The 19,111-nt window shown below is 43.4% G+C and carries 21 protein-coding genes; all 21 read right to left on the reverse strand.

Annotated elements, in window-relative coordinates:
* Window positions 1–122: 122 nt before the first annotated feature.
* The 21 genes from ACFOJ8_RS05670 to aroB all read right to left on the reverse strand — a co-directional run bounded on the left by ACFOJ8_RS05670 (window position 123) and on the right by aroB (window position 19,110).
* A complete protein-coding gene (locus tag ACFOJ8_RS05670) occupies window positions 123–407 on the reverse strand; it encodes a YpoC family protein (protein ID WP_380653823.1) in 285 nt (94 codons plus the stop codon).
* Window positions 404–1,060 (reverse strand): endonuclease III, encoded by a 657-nt coding sequence (nth, locus tag ACFOJ8_RS05675; RefSeq protein ID WP_380653826.1) that lies wholly within the window; start codon window positions 1,058–1,060, stop codon window positions 404–406. The genes ACFOJ8_RS05670 and nth overlap by 4 nt, the downstream gene beginning before the upstream one ends.
* Window positions 1,053–1,670 (reverse strand): DnaD domain-containing protein, encoded by a 618-nt coding sequence (locus ACFOJ8_RS05680; protein WP_380653829.1) that lies wholly within the window; start codon window positions 1,668–1,670, stop codon window positions 1,053–1,055. The genes nth and ACFOJ8_RS05680 overlap by 8 nt, the downstream gene beginning before the upstream one ends.
* 46 nt (window positions 1,671–1,716) lie before the next feature.
* Complete coding sequence (gene asnS, locus ACFOJ8_RS05685; protein WP_380653832.1) at window positions 1,717–3,006, reverse strand: asparagine--tRNA ligase; 1,290 nt, start codon at window positions 3,004–3,006, stop codon at window positions 1,717–1,719.
* 6 nt (window positions 3,007–3,012) lie between these two features.
* A complete protein-coding gene (locus ACFOJ8_RS05690) occupies window positions 3,013–4,200 on the reverse strand; it encodes a pyridoxal phosphate-dependent aminotransferase (RefSeq protein ID WP_380653835.1) in 1,188 nt (395 codons plus the stop codon).
* A gap of 31 nt (window positions 4,201–4,231) precedes the next feature.
* Window positions 4,232–6,748, reverse strand: a complete 2,517-nt coding sequence (locus tag ACFOJ8_RS05695; protein ID WP_380653838.1) for an exonuclease domain-containing protein — start codon at window positions 6,746–6,748, stop codon at window positions 4,232–4,234.
* Window positions 6,749–6,765: 17 nt separating this feature from the next.
* Window positions 6,766–7,728, reverse strand: coding sequence for a biotin--[acetyl-CoA-carboxylase] ligase (locus ACFOJ8_RS05700; protein WP_380653841.1), 963 nt, complete (start codon window positions 7,726–7,728; stop codon window positions 6,766–6,768).
* Entirely contained in the window at window positions 7,685–8,896 is a 1,212-nt protein-coding gene (locus ACFOJ8_RS05705) for a CCA tRNA nucleotidyltransferase (RefSeq protein ID WP_380653843.1), read from the reverse strand. Before ACFOJ8_RS05705 ends, ACFOJ8_RS05700 begins: the two co-directional genes overlap by 44 nt.
* Window positions 8,889–10,034: an N-acetyl-alpha-D-glucosaminyl L-malate synthase BshA gene (gene bshA, locus ACFOJ8_RS05710; RefSeq protein WP_380653846.1), complete on the reverse strand. Its 1,146-nt coding sequence runs from the start codon at window positions 10,032–10,034 to the stop codon at window positions 8,889–8,891. The genes ACFOJ8_RS05705 and bshA overlap by 8 nt, the downstream gene beginning before the upstream one ends.
* Window positions 10,035–10,418, reverse strand: a complete 384-nt coding sequence (locus ACFOJ8_RS05715) for a methylglyoxal synthase (RefSeq protein WP_380653849.1) — start codon at window positions 10,416–10,418, stop codon at window positions 10,035–10,037.
* Between the two features lie 72 nt (window positions 10,419–10,490).
* Window positions 10,491–10,973: an NUDIX hydrolase gene (locus ACFOJ8_RS05720; RefSeq protein WP_380657028.1), complete on the reverse strand. Its 483-nt coding sequence runs from the start codon at window positions 10,971–10,973 to the stop codon at window positions 10,491–10,493.
* Window positions 10,974–11,059: 86 nt separating this feature from the next.
* Window positions 11,060–11,749 (reverse strand): zinc metallopeptidase, encoded by a 690-nt coding sequence (locus tag ACFOJ8_RS05725; RefSeq protein WP_380657031.1) that lies wholly within the window; start codon window positions 11,747–11,749, stop codon window positions 11,060–11,062.
* Window positions 11,750–11,815: 66 nt separating this feature from the next.
* The gene (locus ACFOJ8_RS05730; protein ID WP_380653852.1) at window positions 11,816–12,391 is read right to left on the reverse strand and encodes a DUF1405 domain-containing protein; all 576 of its coding nucleotides are present in this window, start codon (window positions 12,389–12,391) and stop codon (window positions 11,816–11,818) included.
* 53 nt (window positions 12,392–12,444) lie between these two features.
* Entirely contained in the window at window positions 12,445–13,254 is an 810-nt protein-coding gene (locus ACFOJ8_RS05735; RefSeq protein WP_380653855.1) for a menaquinol-cytochrome c reductase cytochrome b/c subunit, read from the reverse strand.
* Between the two features lie 24 nt (window positions 13,255–13,278).
* A complete protein-coding gene (gene qcrB, locus ACFOJ8_RS05740; RefSeq protein WP_380653858.1) occupies window positions 13,279–13,953 on the reverse strand; it encodes a menaquinol-cytochrome c reductase cytochrome b subunit in 675 nt (224 codons plus the stop codon).
* 11 nt (window positions 13,954–13,964) lie between these two features.
* Window positions 13,965–14,465, reverse strand: coding sequence for a ubiquinol-cytochrome c reductase iron-sulfur subunit (locus ACFOJ8_RS05745; RefSeq protein ID WP_380653860.1), 501 nt, complete (start codon window positions 14,463–14,465; stop codon window positions 13,965–13,967).
* 139 nt (window positions 14,466–14,604) lie between these two features.
* A complete protein-coding gene (locus tag ACFOJ8_RS05750) occupies window positions 14,605–15,039 on the reverse strand; it encodes a DUF2487 family protein (protein WP_380653863.1) in 435 nt (144 codons plus the stop codon).
* Between the two features lie 13 nt (window positions 15,040–15,052).
* Window positions 15,053–15,526, reverse strand: coding sequence for a YpiB family protein (locus ACFOJ8_RS05755; RefSeq protein WP_380653866.1), 474 nt, complete (start codon window positions 15,524–15,526; stop codon window positions 15,053–15,055).
* Window positions 15,504–16,775: a tetratricopeptide repeat protein gene (locus ACFOJ8_RS05760; RefSeq protein ID WP_380653868.1), complete on the reverse strand. Its 1,272-nt coding sequence runs from the start codon at window positions 16,773–16,775 to the stop codon at window positions 15,504–15,506. The genes ACFOJ8_RS05755 and ACFOJ8_RS05760 overlap by 23 nt, the downstream gene beginning before the upstream one ends.
* Window positions 16,776–16,777: 2 nt before the next feature.
* Window positions 16,778–18,064 carry a 3-phosphoshikimate 1-carboxyvinyltransferase gene (aroA, locus tag ACFOJ8_RS05765; RefSeq protein WP_380653871.1) on the reverse strand — a complete coding sequence of 429 codons (1,287 nt, stop codon included), beginning with the start codon at window positions 18,062–18,064 and terminating at the stop codon, window positions 16,778–16,780.
* Window positions 18,061–19,110, reverse strand: coding sequence for a 3-dehydroquinate synthase (gene aroB / locus ACFOJ8_RS05770; RefSeq protein WP_380653875.1), 1,050 nt, complete (start codon window positions 19,108–19,110; stop codon window positions 18,061–18,063). The genes aroA and aroB overlap by 4 nt, the downstream gene beginning before the upstream one ends.
* Window position 19,111 lies beyond the last annotated feature (1 nt).

Here is a 19,111-nt window from a genome sequence, read left to right on the forward strand (position 1 = left end):
TACAATCGCCATCTTTTCTTCGAAACTGCGATGTCTGGCCATTAAAAAACCTCCTAAGTTTACAGATTTTTTATTTCATCTGTAAACTTAGGAGGTAGCAGCTCATGTTCCAATGGCTTTTTTTAACTTCTCTTTTTTCTGATACGATAAGATGCTACCTTTTTGATAAACTCTTCATGTATACCTTTTAGCTGGATGATACTGTGGTACTGGTATGGTCTCGACTGGATATAGTCCATACGTTCCTGATGATTGAACGGCAGCACTTGAGTATATGCATCAGGCTCAATGTCTTCGAGTACAGTATCGATATCGGAAAGAATAGCGCGTTCATACCGATCATAAAGTTCCCGGTCAGGTCTTTTGGCATTCTCCAGAAGTTTTTCATACATTTCTGTAATTGTCATCGTGCGTCCTTTCTCTTCATACGCTTTTGCCCTTCCCTACAATCTTCAAGCAGCGGGCAAGTTTCACATTTTGGGCTTCTGGCCGTGCAATGATAGCGTCCAAAGAAAATAAGCTGATGGTGGGTCTTGCTCCAACGTTCTTCAGGTACTTTCTGCATTAATGTCTTTTCGACTTCAAGCACCGAGTCTTTATAGCGCGTAATACCAAGGCGTTTTGACACACGCTCTACATGTGTGTCGACAGCAATCCTTGGTACACCAAATGCCACTGCCAAGACGACATTAGCCGTTTTACGGCCAACACCAGCAAGGCTGACCAGGTCATCGTAGTTACCAGGGATTTCACCGTCGTATCGATTGATAACATCTCGGCATAATTTCTGTATATTTTTCGCTTTGTTACGGAAAAGTCCAATAGAACGGATATCATTTTCTAGTTCTGATTGCTCAACTGCCAGATAATCTTCTGGTGTTTTGTATTTTTTAAAAAGCTCTCTGGTTACTCGATTTACGAGATTGTCGGTACATTGTGCAGATAAAAGGACTGCGATGGTCAATTCGAAGGGGTTGTCATGAATCAGTTCGCATTCTGCGTCTGGGAACATCATGTCGATCTTGTTTATCATCTCGACGGTCTTCTTCCTACTAATCATTTAAGTCTCCTCCTTCCAGCCAAGAACGTACAGGCATTCGTTCCGCCTTTGGTTCTGTTGTCTCCCTGCCTGTCTGACCAAGGATACGCTCTACATACTGCAATGACTTTATCTGATTTTGATAAGCGAGATCCACTGCATTTCGAATCGCTTCTGGAGTAAACTTCGAGTCCTCGAGCCAACTGTTTATTCGCTCGAACTCGTTTGGACTGATGACACGACCGTATAGACCCTCAACGTACTCGAACAATGACCTTATTTCCGTAGGTTCCGGTTTTGCAGGCTCCGCCATGTCGAGAAACTTGGCGAGTTTCGAATAGAGTGGATCGAGATTGAACCGCTCTATATACTTGCCTGTTTCCTTAATTGTCTCGACTTCAAGGAGCCCTTTTTGTATCAGCTCCTCAATCACTTTTGAAATATCGCTACTTGACATCTTCGTGCCTTTAGAAAGTAGTGTAAACTCAGGTAATTGCGAAGAGTATTGATGGATATCAATCAACTTGATGATGACAATCATGGCACGCTCGTCAATACCGAGTGTGCCATAATTGTCGATCAGCAATTTATTTACAGGTACATTCATATATCTTATATAATCACCAATCATAAAACGACTCCTTATAAAAATATCGCCTTGCGGCGATATATTAAACCTATGGGTATAGACGGTTGAGCAGTCTAGGGAATGGGGATGTCTCCCTGACGTGCTGGACACCACTCAGCCATGCCACAGTACGTTCCAGTCCAAGACCAAATCCGGAATGCGGCACACTGCCGTATCTTCTCAGGTCGAGATACCACTGGTAGGCATCGAGATTCAGTCCGCTGTCGATAATCTTCTGCTCCAGCGTTGCGTAGTCATGAATCCGTTCGCTACCTCCAATAATTTCTCCGTAGCCTTCCGGCGCAATCATGTCGGCACATAGAACAGTGCGCGGGTCTTCTGGGTTCTCCTCCATATAGAAGGATTTTATTGCCTTCGGATAGTTTGTGATAAAGACCGGTTTGTCAAAGTGATTTGCGATTTCAGTCTCGTGCGGTGCACCAAAGTCTTCGCCCCACTCGATGTCATCGAACCCTTTTTCTTTTAGAAGCTCTACTGCATCTGTGTAGGTGATACGTGGGAACGGCGCACGAATTTTCTCGAGTACAGCTGTATCTCGTTCCAGAATCCCGAGATCGAGACTGCAGTTCGCGAGGACTTGTTGCACCAAATACTCCACATACTGCTCTTGGACTTCAAGACTGTCCTCATGCTTATAGAATGCCATCTCAGGCTCTATCATCCAAAATTCAATTAAATGTCTTCTAGTTTTTGATTTTTCAGCTCTGAAAGTAGGACCGAATGAGAACACCTTCCCATGGGCCATAGCTGCGGCTTCAGCATAGAGCTGACCACTTTGAGACAGGTAAGCATCTTCATCGAAGTACTTTGTATGGAACAGTTCTGTTGTTCCTTCCGGTGAACTGCTTGTCAGAATCGGTGGATCTATTTTCTTGTAGCCGTTCTCAAAGAAAAAGTCATGCGTGCTTTTGATGATCTGATTTCTTATATTCATGACCGCATGCTGTTTTTTAGACCGTAACCACAGATGTCTATTATCCATCAGGAACTCGGGACCATGGGCTTTCGGTGTGATAGGATAACCTTCTGATGCATGAATGATTTCGATGTCATCGACTTCCATTTCATATCCGAACTGGGAACGATCATCTGACTTGATAGTGCCTGAAACATACATAGACGTTTCTTGTGTCAGTCCTTTGGCAGTTTCGAAAAGTGCTTCGTCACTTGCTTTGACGACAACACCCTGCATGAAGCCTGTACCATCCCTAAGCTGGAGGAACTGAATTTTGCCACTGCCACGCTTTTGGAGCAGCCAGCATCCAATCGTCACCTGCTGTCCTTCAAAATTTGATGCCTGATTAATTGATATTTTCATTTCGAACTATACTCCTTTGGAATGTTCTTCTACAAATTTTCTGATACGGTCGAGTGCCTCGGCCATATCTTCTGTGCTCAGTGAATAGCTGAGCCTGATGTTATCCGGTGATCCAAATCCCGAGCCTGGTACGACTGCGACGTACTGCTCTTCAAGCAAAGCAGTGACGAAAGCGTCAACGTCCGGGAAACCACATTTCTCTGCACATTTTGCAAAATTCGGGAACAAATAGAATGCTCCTTCTGGCTTAATGCAGTCGATGTATGGAATCTCCATCAACTTATCATATGCCTGGTCCCTTCTATCGTTAAAGGTCTTGTTGTACTCTTTGAGATAGGATGGATCCATTTCATAGGCAGCTACAGCAGCCCATTGAGAAGGTGTAGCTGCGTTGGATGTGGAGTGACTCGTCAAGTCAGTCATCGCTTTCATGACATCACGGTCGCCGCATGCATAACCGATGCGCCAACCTGTCATTGCATGGGATTTACTTACACCGTTGACAACAATAGTGTTCTTTTTCATCTTGTCACTGAACGTTGCGATAGATATATGAGGTCTGTCATATACAAGCGTCTCATAGATTTCATCCGCGACCACCACGATATCAGTCTGTTCGAGATACTCAGCTAGACTTCTTAGTTCCTCTTCTGTGTAGACCATGCCACTCGGATTACTCGGAGAGTTGAGCAGGAGCATACGTGTCTTATCGGTCCTGTGGGCTTCGATAATCTCAGGTGTCATTTTGAATGATGTGGATTCATCAGTATGCATAATGACAGGATTACCTTCAGCAAGCTTTACCTGCTCTGTATAGCTCACCCAGTATGGTGTCGGAATCAGTACTTCATCACCTGCATCGAGTGTCGCCTGGAAAAGATTGTAGAGTACATGCTTTGCACCACTACCGACGAATATTTCGGAAGCATCGTAGTCGAGACCGTTGTCATTTTTCATTTTCTTGACTATTGCCTCTTTTAGATTGTTGATGCCCGAAGCTGATGTATACTTTGTCTGCCCTTCCTTTAGTGCTGTATATGTTTTTTCTATGATCTCTTCAGGCGTATTGAAATCGGGTTCCCCAGCGCTGAGGCTGATCACATCGATACCTTGAGCTTTCAGATCTCTTGATTTGGCAGTGATGGCCAGTGTTTGACTTGGTGTAATATTCCTGATTCTTTGAGAGAGTTGCATATTTCGTCTCCTTTGAAGTTGATATAACTCATTATAAATCACGAAGCAGTGCTTTGAAAGACTCTCCGTCCCCCTCGATGATATTTTCGGGTACGAAGTATTTGAGAAAGGCATCTTTATACCTTCGATTGAGTACACGCTTATCAAAAAGTAGCAGCAGTCCTTTTTCTTCAGGGCGCCGGTGAATTCTTCCGGCAATCTGTCTGAATTGGAATACTGCTTCTGGGAGGTCCGTCCGATAGAAACTTCGGAAATCCGACTTTTTCGGAACAGGGAAAGGCAGTTTTGTCAGCATTAGACATTTGCTTCCGGTACTCTGTATATTGATACCTTCATTGAAGCTTGATGTACCAAGAAGTACACATCTATCTAGCTGGTTGAACTGGGCAAGCAACTTCTCAGTCGTGGTCGCTCTGGATTGTCTTAATACCACAAAGTCATCGAAAGTTTCTACATCTTCGGTGTACTCATAAACTTTATCGAGCAGTTCGAAATTTGAAAATAGCACCATCAGTTTCTGGTTCGTCTCAGTTAAGTAGATGGCGATGTATTCTACAATGGCAGTTACAAAGTCATCATTTTGAACATCATAGGCAGGGATGTCTTCTGGCACAAATATCTTCGTCTGCTTAAAAAGCGCCTCATTACGAATGACTAACGTTTTAAAAGGTTCTTCGCCATACCAGTAGTCGAGGTGGTCGAAACTTCCATTCACCTCGAGTGTCCCTGACAGCATGATAGTCGCCTTAACATTGGTGACTTTAGTACGTAGTGCGGCAATTTCACCTTCATGTACATGCACCTTGATCTTCTGTGGATTTTTGTCGGACTCAAGGTAATAACTTTCTGTTCTTACTCCCTTTTCCAAACTGCCGAGCATTTTCTGATAATGGTACATATGATTATAGAGGACCTGGTAGTTCTGCGTTCCGCGTATGGTACCAAGAAATATGGACGCATGGTGGATACTAACTTCGATATGGTGGCGCATATCCTCCATGTTGCCCGCTGCGGCTGCGGCGAATATTCTGTCTATGTTCTGATTGAGGTGTTTTAGTATATCTTCAAGCAGATAGACAGATGTTTCATCATTGTATTTGAAGTAAGTAGTCAGCAGTCGATCCTGACCTGCAGTGCCGATCTGTCCGATGAAGAACTTCATAGTCTGATAACTGAAAGTTGTCTTCATTCTCTCTTCAATGGAGCGTTTGAGCTGGTGTGCTTCATCTATGATAATACTCTCTACATCAGGGAGATGTTTAAGACACTCCATTAGAAAATAGTGGTTGGTTACTGTAAATGCAGCTTCTCTTGCCTCTGCCAGTGCACGATCAAAGAATAGATGGTTGCTCGAGTCCCCTGCCTGGATGGAAGCAGTTCTGTAATAGGCACGTTCCGGCCCTTTGAGATGAATTTCGGCCAGATCACCGGTATCGGTTTCAAGTAGCCATACAAGGAGTTTCATTTTTAACTGTACAATTTCAGTGTTACTTTCTTCAAGCGATAGTAATAGTTCGAAAGCATCTACATTCAAGTAGTTTTCCCGGCCTTTAAGACTCTTCGCCCCAAGTGACAGACCCGAAGCCTGTTCAAGCACTTTTAATTCTTCAGCGAGTATCTGGTTCTGCAAAATCTTCTTGGAGGTGCTGACAAGGACTTTTCTACCGAAAAGAGAATGGAAGCTAATCGACGCAATTAGAAACGCCAGTGTCTTTCCAACACCGGTATACGCTTCGACTACAAGATCATCATCTTGTTCGAGCGCTTCGAATATTTCGTTGGCAAGCCGAAGTTGTTCCTCACGATACTCCTTGCCAGAGTACGCGACATAGTTGTCGTAGAGCTCTCTGACGGTGATGGGATCGACTGTCTTGTCCATAAGGTGGGGTTTTTTCATGAAGAAAGATCCGTAATGATCAAGATGGCCAGATGGTTTATCGGCAGACTCTGCAATAACGGAGAAAAGAATATCAGACAGGCTATACTTTAAAGATTTCGATAGATGGTACAGCTGCTTTTGTGTTTCTGTATTCAGTCCAGTGATTTTTTGAAGCAAATGGATCAGTAGCTCTGCCGTCGCCAGTGCATCTGCATCTGCACGATGTGCGTTTGCGAGATCAAGCCCAAGTGACTGTGCAACCTCATTAAGCTGTAGGCGTTCTAGTGTCGGAAGAAATATTTTTGCAAGCTCTACAGTGTCGAGCAGATGACTGGGCTTGTATCTTATCCCGCACTTCCTGAAAGCGGATTGCAGAAAACCAAAATCGAACTCGACATTGTGTGCAGTAAAGATGCAGCCCTCAAGAAGAGATGCTATTTCGTGGGCAACATCTTCAAATCTGGGTGCATTTTCAAGCATTGATGTCTTGATGTTCGTCAATTCTTTTATAAATGGCGTCAATTCCGTTTCATCAGACAAGAAAGTCGTATACGTCTTTACAACTTTGAAATTCTGGACGATTACGATGCCCAATTGGATGATACTATCTTCGTTCTTATTATTTCCGGCGGTTTCAAGGTCTACCACCGCAAACTTCTCATTCAGCATTTCATCACCAGTTCCTACTAGAGTTCAATATCCGCACTGACCACTCTTCTGATTTCTCCCGCTTCATCCAGCACTTCCAAAAAGCCATCTGAGTCAATATCGAGCACTTTAGCCACATAGCTCTCATTGGTCTCAGTGATTTTCAGTTTTTTGTTGAAGACAATTGATCGCGACTTCCATTCTTCTCGTATGCTACTAAATGGTTCGTTGATGAAGCGATCATAATACACCTCTATGTTGTGGATGAGTTTTTTCATAAAATCATCCAAATCGATTTCTCTGTCTGGATCAATTTCAGATTCTATATCGGTTGCTGTCCCCAGTGCAGTGACATCTTCGTTTTTGTATATGTTGATACCAATACCACAGATTATAGCATTGATTACATTACTTTCACTCACGACTTCAGTCAAAAAACCCGAAACCTTTTTGTTTTTAATATATATGTCATTGGGCCATTTAATTCCGCTTTCCACACCAAATGCTGCATCCAGTGCCTCAGATAGAGCCAGGGATATGAATAGATTGAACCGTATGATTTCTGTAATAGGTATATTCGGACGTAGCACTATGGAGAGGTAGAGACCGCTATTCTTTGGTGATGCCCATGGACGGCTGAATCGTCCCCTACCTTTTGTCTGTTCGAGTGCAACAACAACGTAAGCACCTTCTTGGCTTTCAAGCTTCTGCATGGCCTCAATTTGTGTCGATTCGGTGGTTTCTAGGTATTCCATCCGCGTGAAGAGTGAGGAACCTTCAACCAGTACTTTCAGTGCAGTTGGACTTATGTAGCGAGGGTGCTCTTTCAGATGATAGCCCTTTTTAGTAACCGATTCAATGCTGTATCCTTCAGTCTTCAGGCCATTGATACTTTTCCAGACGGAAGTTCTGGAAACTTTGAGTCGATCTGCCATCTCTTGTCCGGAGATGAATCGATCACTTTTCAGCAATTTTAATATTTCCTGCTTCAAATTCGACATGTGCCTTCACCCATTCAATTATTTTATCTCTATCGTTATCCAGCTGACCAGCAAGTATCTCCCGTTCCACAGCTGAAAGGATGGTTCTAATCCACCGTCCGCCCTGAGCCTCGAAAAGTCTCATGAGTGTACGACCGTCAAGGTTGATTTCAGAGGGATCGCTAATGGGGAGCTTGGGTTTCATGGCTATAGCAGATTCTAGACGCGTCATCCTGTTCCCAATCTGTAGAAATGAATTCTTCACGATCGTATCCTTGGTTATATTTAGTACTCTGTCGTCGAAATCGTAAGCAAGGTGTCTGATTGAGGACGAATCGACCATTTTGAGCAGGTTAACGATACTCAGAATTTCCGTCTTAACAGCGTTGGAAAGTTTCAACTCATGGAGCGTTTCTTTCAGTTTTGGTGTCTGATAGATTTGTAATGCCAACTCACATTCGAGAGAGTGGACGTTAGACTTAAGGAAAGCAGCTTCATCAACTTGGTCCAAGAACGGTAGATATTTAATCAAGTGAGTCTCCGCCATTAATACTTTAGCCGCAGAAGGGTTTGCTCCCCGGTAAAGCTTGACGAGTTCTGCAACGCTTCTTTCTACAGCAACGTACTTGAGGTTCTCAGCATGTTTCAACATAGCACGTTTCGTATCATCATCCACTTTGAATTCGAGCTGGGAGGAGAACCTGGCAGCTCTCAGTATTCTAAGAGCGTCTTCACCGAACCGTTCGGTTGACTCACCAACAGTAGTAATCACTTTGCGGTTGATGGCCATCATGCCATCGTAAGGATCGATAATATCAAAATCACCGTCCATAGCCATTGCATTCATGGTAAAGTCCCTACGCTCAAGGTCACTGTCTAGATCACGTGTAAAGGTGACCACATCTGGTCGGCGGAAGTCGCTGTAATCCGATTCCGTACGGAAAGTGGTCACTTCGAATGGTATGTCCTCAACAAGTACGATTATAGTGCCATGCACTTTGCCGATGTCAATTGTGTGTATGAATATCCGTTCGATGTCTTCAGGCAATGCGTCTGTCGTGATATCTACGTCGTTGATAACCCGTCCCATATGATAATCACGCACACAACCGCCTACAAAGTACCCCTTATATCCATGAGCAGCGAGTTGCCTTAATATGGTTCTACCTTTCGCAAAGAGTTCATTCATGGTTCTGCGCCTCGATGAGCTTTTTATAAAGCACTTCGTACTCTTCGACGATGACATTTGAATGGAAACGGGAATGGATATCTTCAAGCATACGTGCTTTTATGTTTTCATAGAGTGTCTCATCCTCTAGTATATCGATAATATATCGTGCCGCTGCATGATGATCTCCGACTTCTACCAGATACCCAGTCTTTTCATGCTTGATCACTTCACTTATACCGCCAGCCGTGGATCCAACTGGCACAGCGCCGCAATTCATTGCTTCGAGCAGTGCCAGTCCAAAGCTTTCCTTCTCACTCATAAGTAAAAAGACGTCACTCATTAGATAGAAAGACTTTACATCTGTCTGCTGGCCCGCAAATATAACATTTTCTTCAATATCAAGCTTCTTGACCAGTCTCCGGATACTATTCATTTCCGGTCCATCCCCGACTAGTACGAGAACGCTATCGATAGATTGCTCAACTTTATGAAAGGTCCGTATGATATCATCGATCCTTTTGATCTTCCTGAAATTCGAAGTATGCATAAGTACCCGAGTATTCTCAGGTACTCCAAACCTTTTTTTCATCCGATGCTTTATATTGTCTTTGTCGAGTGCGTTAAAATGTTTTTCATCCACGAAATTGTATACCGTCTGTATGTCCTTGTCCGGACCAATCAACTTTTGCGTTTGGTCTTTGAGACTTTCCGAAACCGCCGTGACAATATCTGAGCCGTTGATACCAAAACGTATAGCACTGACAAGGGACATATCATGGCCAAGTACTGTAATGTCGGTGCCATGGAGTGTTGTGACGATACCTACCTTACGTCCAGACATTTGCCGTGCCAGAATGCCACATATGGCATGTGGTACGGCGTAGTGCATGTGAATAATTTCCAAATCATACTCTACAATAATTTCTGAAATTTTGCTCGCCAAGGTTATGTCGTAAGGCGGATAGTGAAATACACTATAGTCATTGATATCTGTCTGATGTATATAGATATTCGGATGGTTTGCATCCAATCTGAAAGGCACATTTGAAGTGATGAAATGTACTTCATGTCCCCTTCTGGCCATCTGTATACCGAGTTCAGTAGCAATAATGCCACTGCCCCCAACGCTCGGGTAGCAGGTTATACCAATCTTCATTCAGTCCGCCCCCTCGACTCCATGACTCAGATGATAAAGAACAGCTTCTGCGGTGCCCTCATTTGTTGCGAGCGGTACGTCGTAGACATCGGATAGTCTGAGCAATGCGCTGACATCCGGTTCATGTGGTTGTGCAGTGAGCGGGTCCCTAAAGAAGATGATGCAGTCTATCGCTTTGTTTGCGACCATTGCACCAATCTCCTGGTCGCCACCGAGGGGGCCGGATTTGCAGCGGTGCACGTCGAGTCCTGTATGTTCGATGATTCTGCCACCGGTAGTTCCGGTTGCATAAAGCTCCTGGTTTTGGAAGAATATAAGGTGTTTCTCCATAAATCTCAGCAGGTCATCCTTCTTCTTGTCGTGTGCGATTAATGCAATTTTCATATCATCATCCATTCTTTTAGTTGCTATTAATGATTATAGACAATCTTTATCCCTGTGTGAACCTGATTTAAACTAACGTTCTTGATCTTTATGAACAATCGGAGAATTAAGATGATTAACGTTAGCTATTATTTCCTTAAGGTTTGAAGGTTTTAGTTCAATTTTGTCAATCTGAGATAACGGAATCCACTCTACATGTTCTCTTCTCCCACCCCCTATATCCTGTACTGAATTAATCTCTCTCATACCTTGGGACTTCATCAGATAGTATATAGCGACTTCGTGGAATTCATATTCGATACAATTGAATTCGTAGTCAAAGAAGTTTTCAACTACTGTAAGCATTTTTTCAATATCGTAGTTGAGCTTCGTCTCTTCGAGAACCTCTCTCCTGACAGCATCTGTACTACTCTCGCCATGTTTTACTGCGCCGCCAATTGTATAGAAATAATCTGCCATATTATTAGTAGCAAGCAGTCCATGGTCGTTTTCAATGATCAGGCCAACCGCTCTGTAGCGAAAGATGCGTTGCTCACTAGTATAACTGCAGTCGATGCCTCTCCCCTTTTGTACTCATTATCATAGTAACAGAATATCAAAAAAATAAAAAAGGAACCCATAAAGGGTTCCTTCGGTCCTGTCTAGTTACTTCTGGCAATCATAATAAATCTAACCAGTTCAGCCACAGCGACTGCTGTTGCTGCAACATAGGTCATTGCTGCTGCGTTCAGGACCTTCTTAGCATGACGATACTCTTTCTGATTGACGATGTTCAACGATTCAATCTGGTTCATCGCGCGTTTCGATGCATCAAATTCGACCGGTAACGTGACGATCTGGAACAGTACTGCGAACGCCATTAAACCGATACCACCCCAGAGAAGCAAGGCTCCGAGTCCACCTTCTGCATTGCTTTGAGCGTAGGTAAGGAATATACCGGCAATGATCAGGATGTATGAGAAGTTACTTCCAAGCTGGGCGAGTGGGAAAAGCGCAGAGCGGAAGTTCAGAAATGCGTAGCCTGTCGCATGCTGGATGGCGTGCCCGACTTCGTGGGCTGCAACTGCAGTACCTGCGACACTTGGTGTGTCATAGTTGTGTGGTGAAAGAACAACTTTCTTGTTCTTCGGATCGTAGTAGTCGCTTAGGAAACCTTGGCCTCTTTCTACTGAAACATCATAGATGCCGTTTTCCCTAAGAATCTCCTCTGCGACCTCTCGGCCTGTCAGCCCACTTGTCGAACGCACTTTCGAATACTTGTTGAATGTCGACTTTACGTTCATCTGTGCGAGCATTGGAACGACCATCAAAATTACGAAATACAATATAATATACACAGGGATCCCAACCTCCAAAAATTTTTCATACTTTATTTTACTTTAAATTTCTTGAAACAGTCAATCAGAACGCCTTGGTACTAGCTGGTGTAGCAAGATCAGTACCAGTACACTCAACCAAAAGGCAAAGTAGCCGATATGGGCTTCATACTGGGCGAGATTACCGTAGACCGGATACTGCCCATATACATAGTCTATGACATCATTATGGAATAGCCAAATAGCCGTGATATAGAGATGAACAGGTTTAATTTCTAGATGAGGCAGGAAAAGGATAGCTTGTAAAGCCATGATACCGTGCGATGCTATCAACATCAGCCCCACCCATGAGATAAATCCTGTTTCCATAAAAGTTAAAAGATTCATGACTACGGCCCAAACCCCATACTTAATTAGGGTGGTAAATGCCAGTGCCTCCATCAGCCCTGACTTCTTACCAATCAATATAAGAAGTATCACAATTGATAGGAAGAGTGTCGCTGTTGGGCTATCCGGGACGAACGGGATAAAATACCATTCCGTATTAGAGAGTTGCCCCCTATACCACCAGTAACCATATAATGTGCCAATAAAATTGGAAATCAGTAACAGAATAAGAAACCATCTGTTGTACATTAAATCAATCACTTTATACATTAGGACTTACCTTCCCTTACTAAAAAAAGCCCTATCACTAGGGCTTTTAATTATTATTCAGAAGTGTCTGAGTCATTTGTTGAATTTGTAGCATTTTCTTCAGATGTAAGTTCAAGGTTGGCAACGAATTCAGCAACTTGCTGGATTTCGTCATCCGTCAATTGATCTTTGAAGGATGGCATATCGCCGGCCCCATTCTCTACAAATGCTTGTACCGTTTCTGGATTCAGTTCCGGTTCGATCAGGTTCGGTCCGGATCCACCTGTAAGTTCTCCGCCGTGGCAGCTCGTACAGTTAGATCTTATAATCTCTTGGAACACGGGATCTTCTGTATCAAGGTTTGAGAATACGATCTGCCCCTGTTGGTTTTGTGTTTCCCAATCATGATAAGCGACTGATTCCCATGTAGTATAGAAGATAATACCGAATGAAATGAGCATCATTGCAACTGTAACTGGTCGCTTGTTCCATTTACGTTCTTTGTTATTATCAAGCCATGGTGCAAGCATTAGTGCTCCAACAGCAATACCTGGCATAACGATGGCACCAAGGACATTGAACGGTCCTGATGCGTATGTGTATTTAAGAATTTGATAAAGGAATAGGAAATACCAGTCAGGAAGAGGTATATATCCTGTATCAGTAGGATCTGCAATACGTTCTAGCGGTGCAGGGTGTGCGACAGTGAGACACAGGAAACCGATGAGGAATACTGAGCCTGTCACCCATTCTTTCAGAAGGAAGTCCGGATAGAATTCTTCTGTACGTCCCGGGAATTCGGAATAGTCGCGATTGAGCTTTGGTTTATCGTACTTCTGTACTCGTGAATCGCCGACAAAAGTCAGCCCTTTTCCACGTTTCATATCAATTTACCTCCCTTATTATTCCTATAGTGGTCCTGAGATGCCTTGTCTACGTATCATGATGAAGTGAATAGCCATCAATGCAAATAGAGCAGCAGGCAGGAAGAATACGTGGATGGCAAAGAAACGTGTCAATGTCTGAGCACCGATGATCTCTTCGTCACCAGCAAGCAGTGTCTTGATCCATTCACCGACAAACGGTACACTCTCTGCAATATCCAATCCTACTTTTGTAGCGAACAGTGCTTTCATATCCCAAGGAAGCAGGTAGCCTGTGAAAGCGAGACCAAGGATTACAAGGAAAAGTAGCACGCCTACAACCCAGTTGAGCTCACGTGGAGCTTTGTAAGAGCCAGTAAAGAACACTCTAAGGGTGTGTAGGAACATCATCACAACCACCAAGCTGGCACCCCAATGGTGCATCCCTCGGACAATGACACCTGCTGCAACGTCATGCTGCAGGTAGTAGACCGAGTTCCATGCGTTTACGATATCAGGTACATAATACATAGTCAGGAACATTCCTGAGAGTATTTGGATGACCGTTATGAAAAACGTTAACCCACCGAAACAATACACAAATGCTGAGAAGTGATGGGCAGGATTAACGTGCTCTGGCACTTCGTGATCAGCAATATCTCTCCATATAGGAGTGATGTCGATGCGATCGTCTATCCAATCATAGATTCTGTTAAGCAAAGTTTTCCCTCCTATACAATTTCGTTGGCGAACCTTTCACCTATAGTGATATAACCATCGGATGTACCGACATCAAACTGATCCAATGGTCCTCTTGGAGGTGTACCCGGCACATTTTGACCACTCTTCTCGTAGAGGCCATTGTGGCACGGACAGAAGAATCTGTTTGGATTGGCATTATCACCAGCCCACGTTACGGTACAACCCAAGTGCTTACATACTGGCGATAGAGCGATGATGTCATCGCCATCTCTATAGACCCATGCAAAGTCTGTCACTTCGCTTTCATACCATGCATCTTGCTGGTCGAAGGAAAAGTCCACTTTGACAGGTTCCTCTGTAATTTCTTCAGCTCTTACACTTGTAGTGATCATGGAACCTTCCGCCTGATCCTGGAACAACGGATCGAGTGCAAATCTACCCATCGGCAGTATCATACCAGCCGCCATGAATGATCCTACTCCCATTAGAGAATAGTTCAGGAATTGGCGTCTTGTTACTTTTTGCGACATTCAAATTTCCCCCCTCAAACGCGCGTACTTTTACATTTAATATAACTAGGACAGTTCAATTTTAGCCTATTAGCTGAAACCGGTCAATAAGCTAAATGAACTTTCGAGATGCCCCGGAATCATAATCGTGTAATAATACCTAATCCCTGCGATTCCAGATACCGATGATCTGCTTCATCGCATTCTTGACCTCATCATTGACTAGGCTTATCTTCATCTCAGCGTCCATATCTTCAAGCGGGATGCGGTTCAGTGCTATAGAATGCGTGGATTCTAGAGAATTTTCAAGATGTGTCAGAATGATGACTCTTTTGAAACCAAATGATTTAAGCTGCGAAACATAGGCACTAAGCACGTCCGTCTTACCTTCGACAGTCATCATGGCAGGGGTGATGAAGAGGCGCCCTTTGAATTGCTTTTCGAGTTGAATTGTTATCATCTGGAGCATTTCCATATCACTTGCATTGTCACGAGCGCCATCATTCATGTCTGCGCTCGCAAAAGGCACCAGTGCCGTATCCACAAATTCGATTTCGTCCTTTAGGACTTTTAGCCCTTGGTGGTTGTATAGCATTTCATCACCTCTTCTAATTGTTTGTGCGGTTCAGATAGTCCGTCAGCTGTATGAATCTAATATGGTCTTTTGAATCCAGTGCCTCATCAATTTGTTTGAGTACTGAATGATGACCAATTTCCTCAAGTGCAGTGTCTATATTCGTCTCCATTGCCTTCAACTGACTATACCGCTGGTCTTCACGATGAAGGTTAAAATTTACGAAAAGTGGTTGTTTTTGGTTCATATTTAATTCATGGAAAATAACTTCACCATCCACAGTAACTGTGTTTCCCTTTTCGAATAACAATGTAGGGCTTGCACTCTCATTGTCAGAGATACGCAATTTGCGATCTATATCACCAACATCGACAAACACTGTATTGCTGGAAATAATTGGGTGAGATTTAATAAAATTTAGTATCCATACCGCTGTCCTGTCCCGAAACTCATAATTGTACAGAATATAGTCGATGAAATCTTTTCTATGTCTGATCATACTCTTCATCAAAACGCTCCTTTTCAAACTGCCAATTTATATTGTCAGGTTCCAGGGTGATGAGTCTGTCCAGTATATCCTTCCTGTCGGGATGACGGATTTCATTCAAATAATTGTAGTAACCTGTGTAGAATTCAATAGATTCGCCAATCAATTTCGAAGCATCCTCGTAGAGAGCAAGTGCTTTTTCATCATTTTCGTTTTCCTGCTCAATCTTCGCCAGAAGATAAAGACTTTCTCCTGATAGTGCATGAGTATCAAGATTTGCAATGAACTCGGATACATCCTCAGTCCTATCAGACTTGAGTAGCGTTTCGAACAGCATTAGATAGGCATCGTCGTAGTCCTGGTCGATAGCGATTGCTTTAGAAAAATTGATGATTGCCTTATCAGTGTCTCCATTTCTGAAGTGGAGCCTACCGAGATGGAAAAAGAATAGAGGCTCAGTGTCATCCTGTCTGATATAACTTTCAATCAGTTCTATTGCCGGTACAAGTTCATGCTCTGTTTCATGTACATTCATAAGCAGGATATAGGCATTAATATAATATGGTTCATTTTCAATGACTTGATTGAGAAGGTTTTTAGCAGCTTCATAGGATTGGAGTTGGTACTCAAGCAGTGCTTTCCTGTAGTAGTCGTCATTAGTGAAGAACTTGTCATCTGCCCGCTCGAAATATCTACCGGCATTTTCGAGATCAAGCTGGTTCATGTGAAGTTCAGCGAGCCTCAAATTCAACTCGACCCCATTAATTTCCTCAAGCCCAGCGGCAATCAAAGACTCGTAGTGGCGGACGGCTTCTAGAAACTCACCTTCTTGATAATAGATTTCTGCAAGTGCAAAATCGAGGATAGGATCGTCGCTTAATGCTTTCGCATCAAGTAGTGACCTTATCGCCACTTCACTCATGTTGAGCTGCTGGAAAATCTCTGCTCTAAGCAATAGTACTGCAGGTGTATTCTCAGCTTCGTTGACATGGCTGAGCGCCTCATCGAGGCGCCCATCTGTAATCAGTATATCGACAAGATATGATAGAACTTCATCATCATGGCCAGTCTGACTGTTTAGATGTACGAAAATACTTTCTGCTTCCTTATGCAGTCCTGACGCGATTAGCGTGTCACCAAGGATAAAAAGTGCTTCCAGATCCATTTCATCTACAAGCTGACCAATATCCGCAACGACTCCATTTAATTTATCTTCAGGGTATTCCCCTTTTCTTAACCGATCAATTATTTCGTAGATTTGATCCTGCATGATTAGGCATCCTTCCTTAGTGCTTCAAGGTCCTCCAGAAATCCGGGATAGGATATATCAATGGCTGACATGTCGTCTATCACGAGTAATCTATTGCTTATTATGGAGAATACAATCAGCATCATAATGATTCGATGGTCATTATACCCTTTTACAGCCGTATTTTCCATAACATCGACCTGGCTTGGATGCACGGTAAAGCCATCCTCGTATTCTGTAAACTGTACACCGAACTTGGACAGTTCATCGACGACCGCACGAATACGATCTGTCTCTTTAAAGCGCAATTCTTCAGCTCCGCGCACTGTACACTCTTCAGTGCTGTATGCTGCCAAAAGTGCAAGTATAGGAATTTCATCAATCAGACGAGGAATGATATCTCCGGATATTTCAAACCCTTTCAGTTTGGGCGTGTATGCTGCATGGATTCTACCGAGCGCTTCTCCTGACTGAGATGTCTGCTCGACTGTCACGTTCGCCCCCATCATGTCAAGAACATCAAGAATACCAGAGCGAGTATGGTTTAAAGATACATTTTCGATTGTAATGCTCGAGTCTTTTTTCAAAACAGCGAGCACGATTGGAAAGGCTGCTGAAGAGATATCGCCTGGTACCGTGACATCTGAAGATTTTAATGCATTGCCACCCGTCAGTGTGATAACACCGTTTTTGGATGAAATATCAGCTCCAAACTGCTCAAGCATGATTTCGGTATGATTCCTAGAAGGTGATGGTTCATGTATGGTTGTTTCCCCTTTTGTAAAAAGAGACGCAAGCAGAATTGCACTCTTTACCTGTGCACTCGCAATCGGCATTGTGTATGTGATAGGAAAAAGCGTGGTAGGTTTTATTTTAATTGGTGGGTATTTTTCATCTTTAAGCGCAATATCTGCGCCCATTTCAGCGAGTGGCTGTTGCACACGGTCCATTGGTCGTTTCGCGATTGATGCGTCCCCTTCTATTTTGGCAGCGAGACCGAGTCCTGAGATCAAGCCGGTAATTAGCCGTGTTGTAGTACCGGAATTACCTGTGTAAAGTACATCCTCTGGTGTGTGTAGCGCGTCGTGTCCCGGCGAAGTGACTGTCCATTTTTCATCACTTTCCTCGATTTTTGCACCAAGCGCACGCATACATTCCATGGTGCGCCGTGTGTCTTCGCTCTCAAGCGGTAGATGAATGTGTGTTGTTCCATTCGCGAGTGCGCCGAACATGAGAGCACGGTGTGTAATCGATTTATCCCCGGGAACTTTCAAAGTTCCACTGAAACTGCTATTTAGTAAGTGTTTCATAGACTCTCCTTTAATTGCTTGATATATTTTTCCAGTAGATCGTTGTCGATTTCAGTGAAGTAGCACTGGCCAAAATTTTTCATCAATACAAAGCCAATTGACCCTGAACTCTGGTTTTTCTTATCTTTTCCCATAAGCGTCATCATTTCGGTTTCATTGATGGTCTTGAGTTGGTCGAGCGGATAGCCATGTTGTTCAAAATAGTGTCTGAACAATTTAAGATCGAATATGTTCTGGCGCTCTTCCGCGTTAGAAGCATAGATCATGAAATAAAGACCGAGTACAATGGCGATTCCATGAGGCATCTTGTATTTATACTCTATCGCGTGTCCAAGTGTATGCCCTAAGTTTAGAAACTTTCTGATACCCGACTCCTTTTCATCATTCGTTACATAATGCATCTTAGTTTCTATGCCGCTAATGATGAATGGTTTTAGTGTATCGAGAGATATTTCATTTTTAGTAGCCTCCATCAACGCTTTAACGGTTTGTTCATCTTTAAGAAGAGCATGTTTAAATACTTCACCGAAACCACTCAGCAGTTCGTGGGGCGGCAATGTTTCAAGAAACGACAAATCGTAGATAACTGCTTTCGGACGATGAAAGGCACCAATTAGATTTTTGCCAAATGTACTGTTGATGGCAGTTTTTCCGCCTATTGAGGAGTCGTGCGCAAGTAGCGTTGTAGGCACTTGGATATAGTCTACGCCTCTTAGTACTGTTGCAGCAGCAAAACCACCGGCATCTCCGACAGCTCCCCCACCAATCACAATGAGTAGGTCATTACGTTTTATTCCCCTCTCGAGTAGGGTTTCCGTAATACGCTTGAAGGCATCGAACGATTTCGATGCCTCTCCGCCTTCTAATATGATAGGGTTTTGAACAAATGAAAGAGTACTGTCTTGATACAGTGTGTAGACGTTTTGATCGACTATGAAGTGTACAGAGGTATACTGTGAGGTATACTGGGATATTTGATCTTCAAGAATGCCATAATCGACATAAATGGCGTAGTTGCCATCCATATAGTTGGTTCTGATCTCCATA

This window comes from Salinicoccus sesuvii (assembly GCF_042648145.1).
Classification (GTDB): Bacteria; Bacillota; Bacilli; order Staphylococcales; family Salinicoccaceae; genus Salinicoccus; species Salinicoccus sesuvii.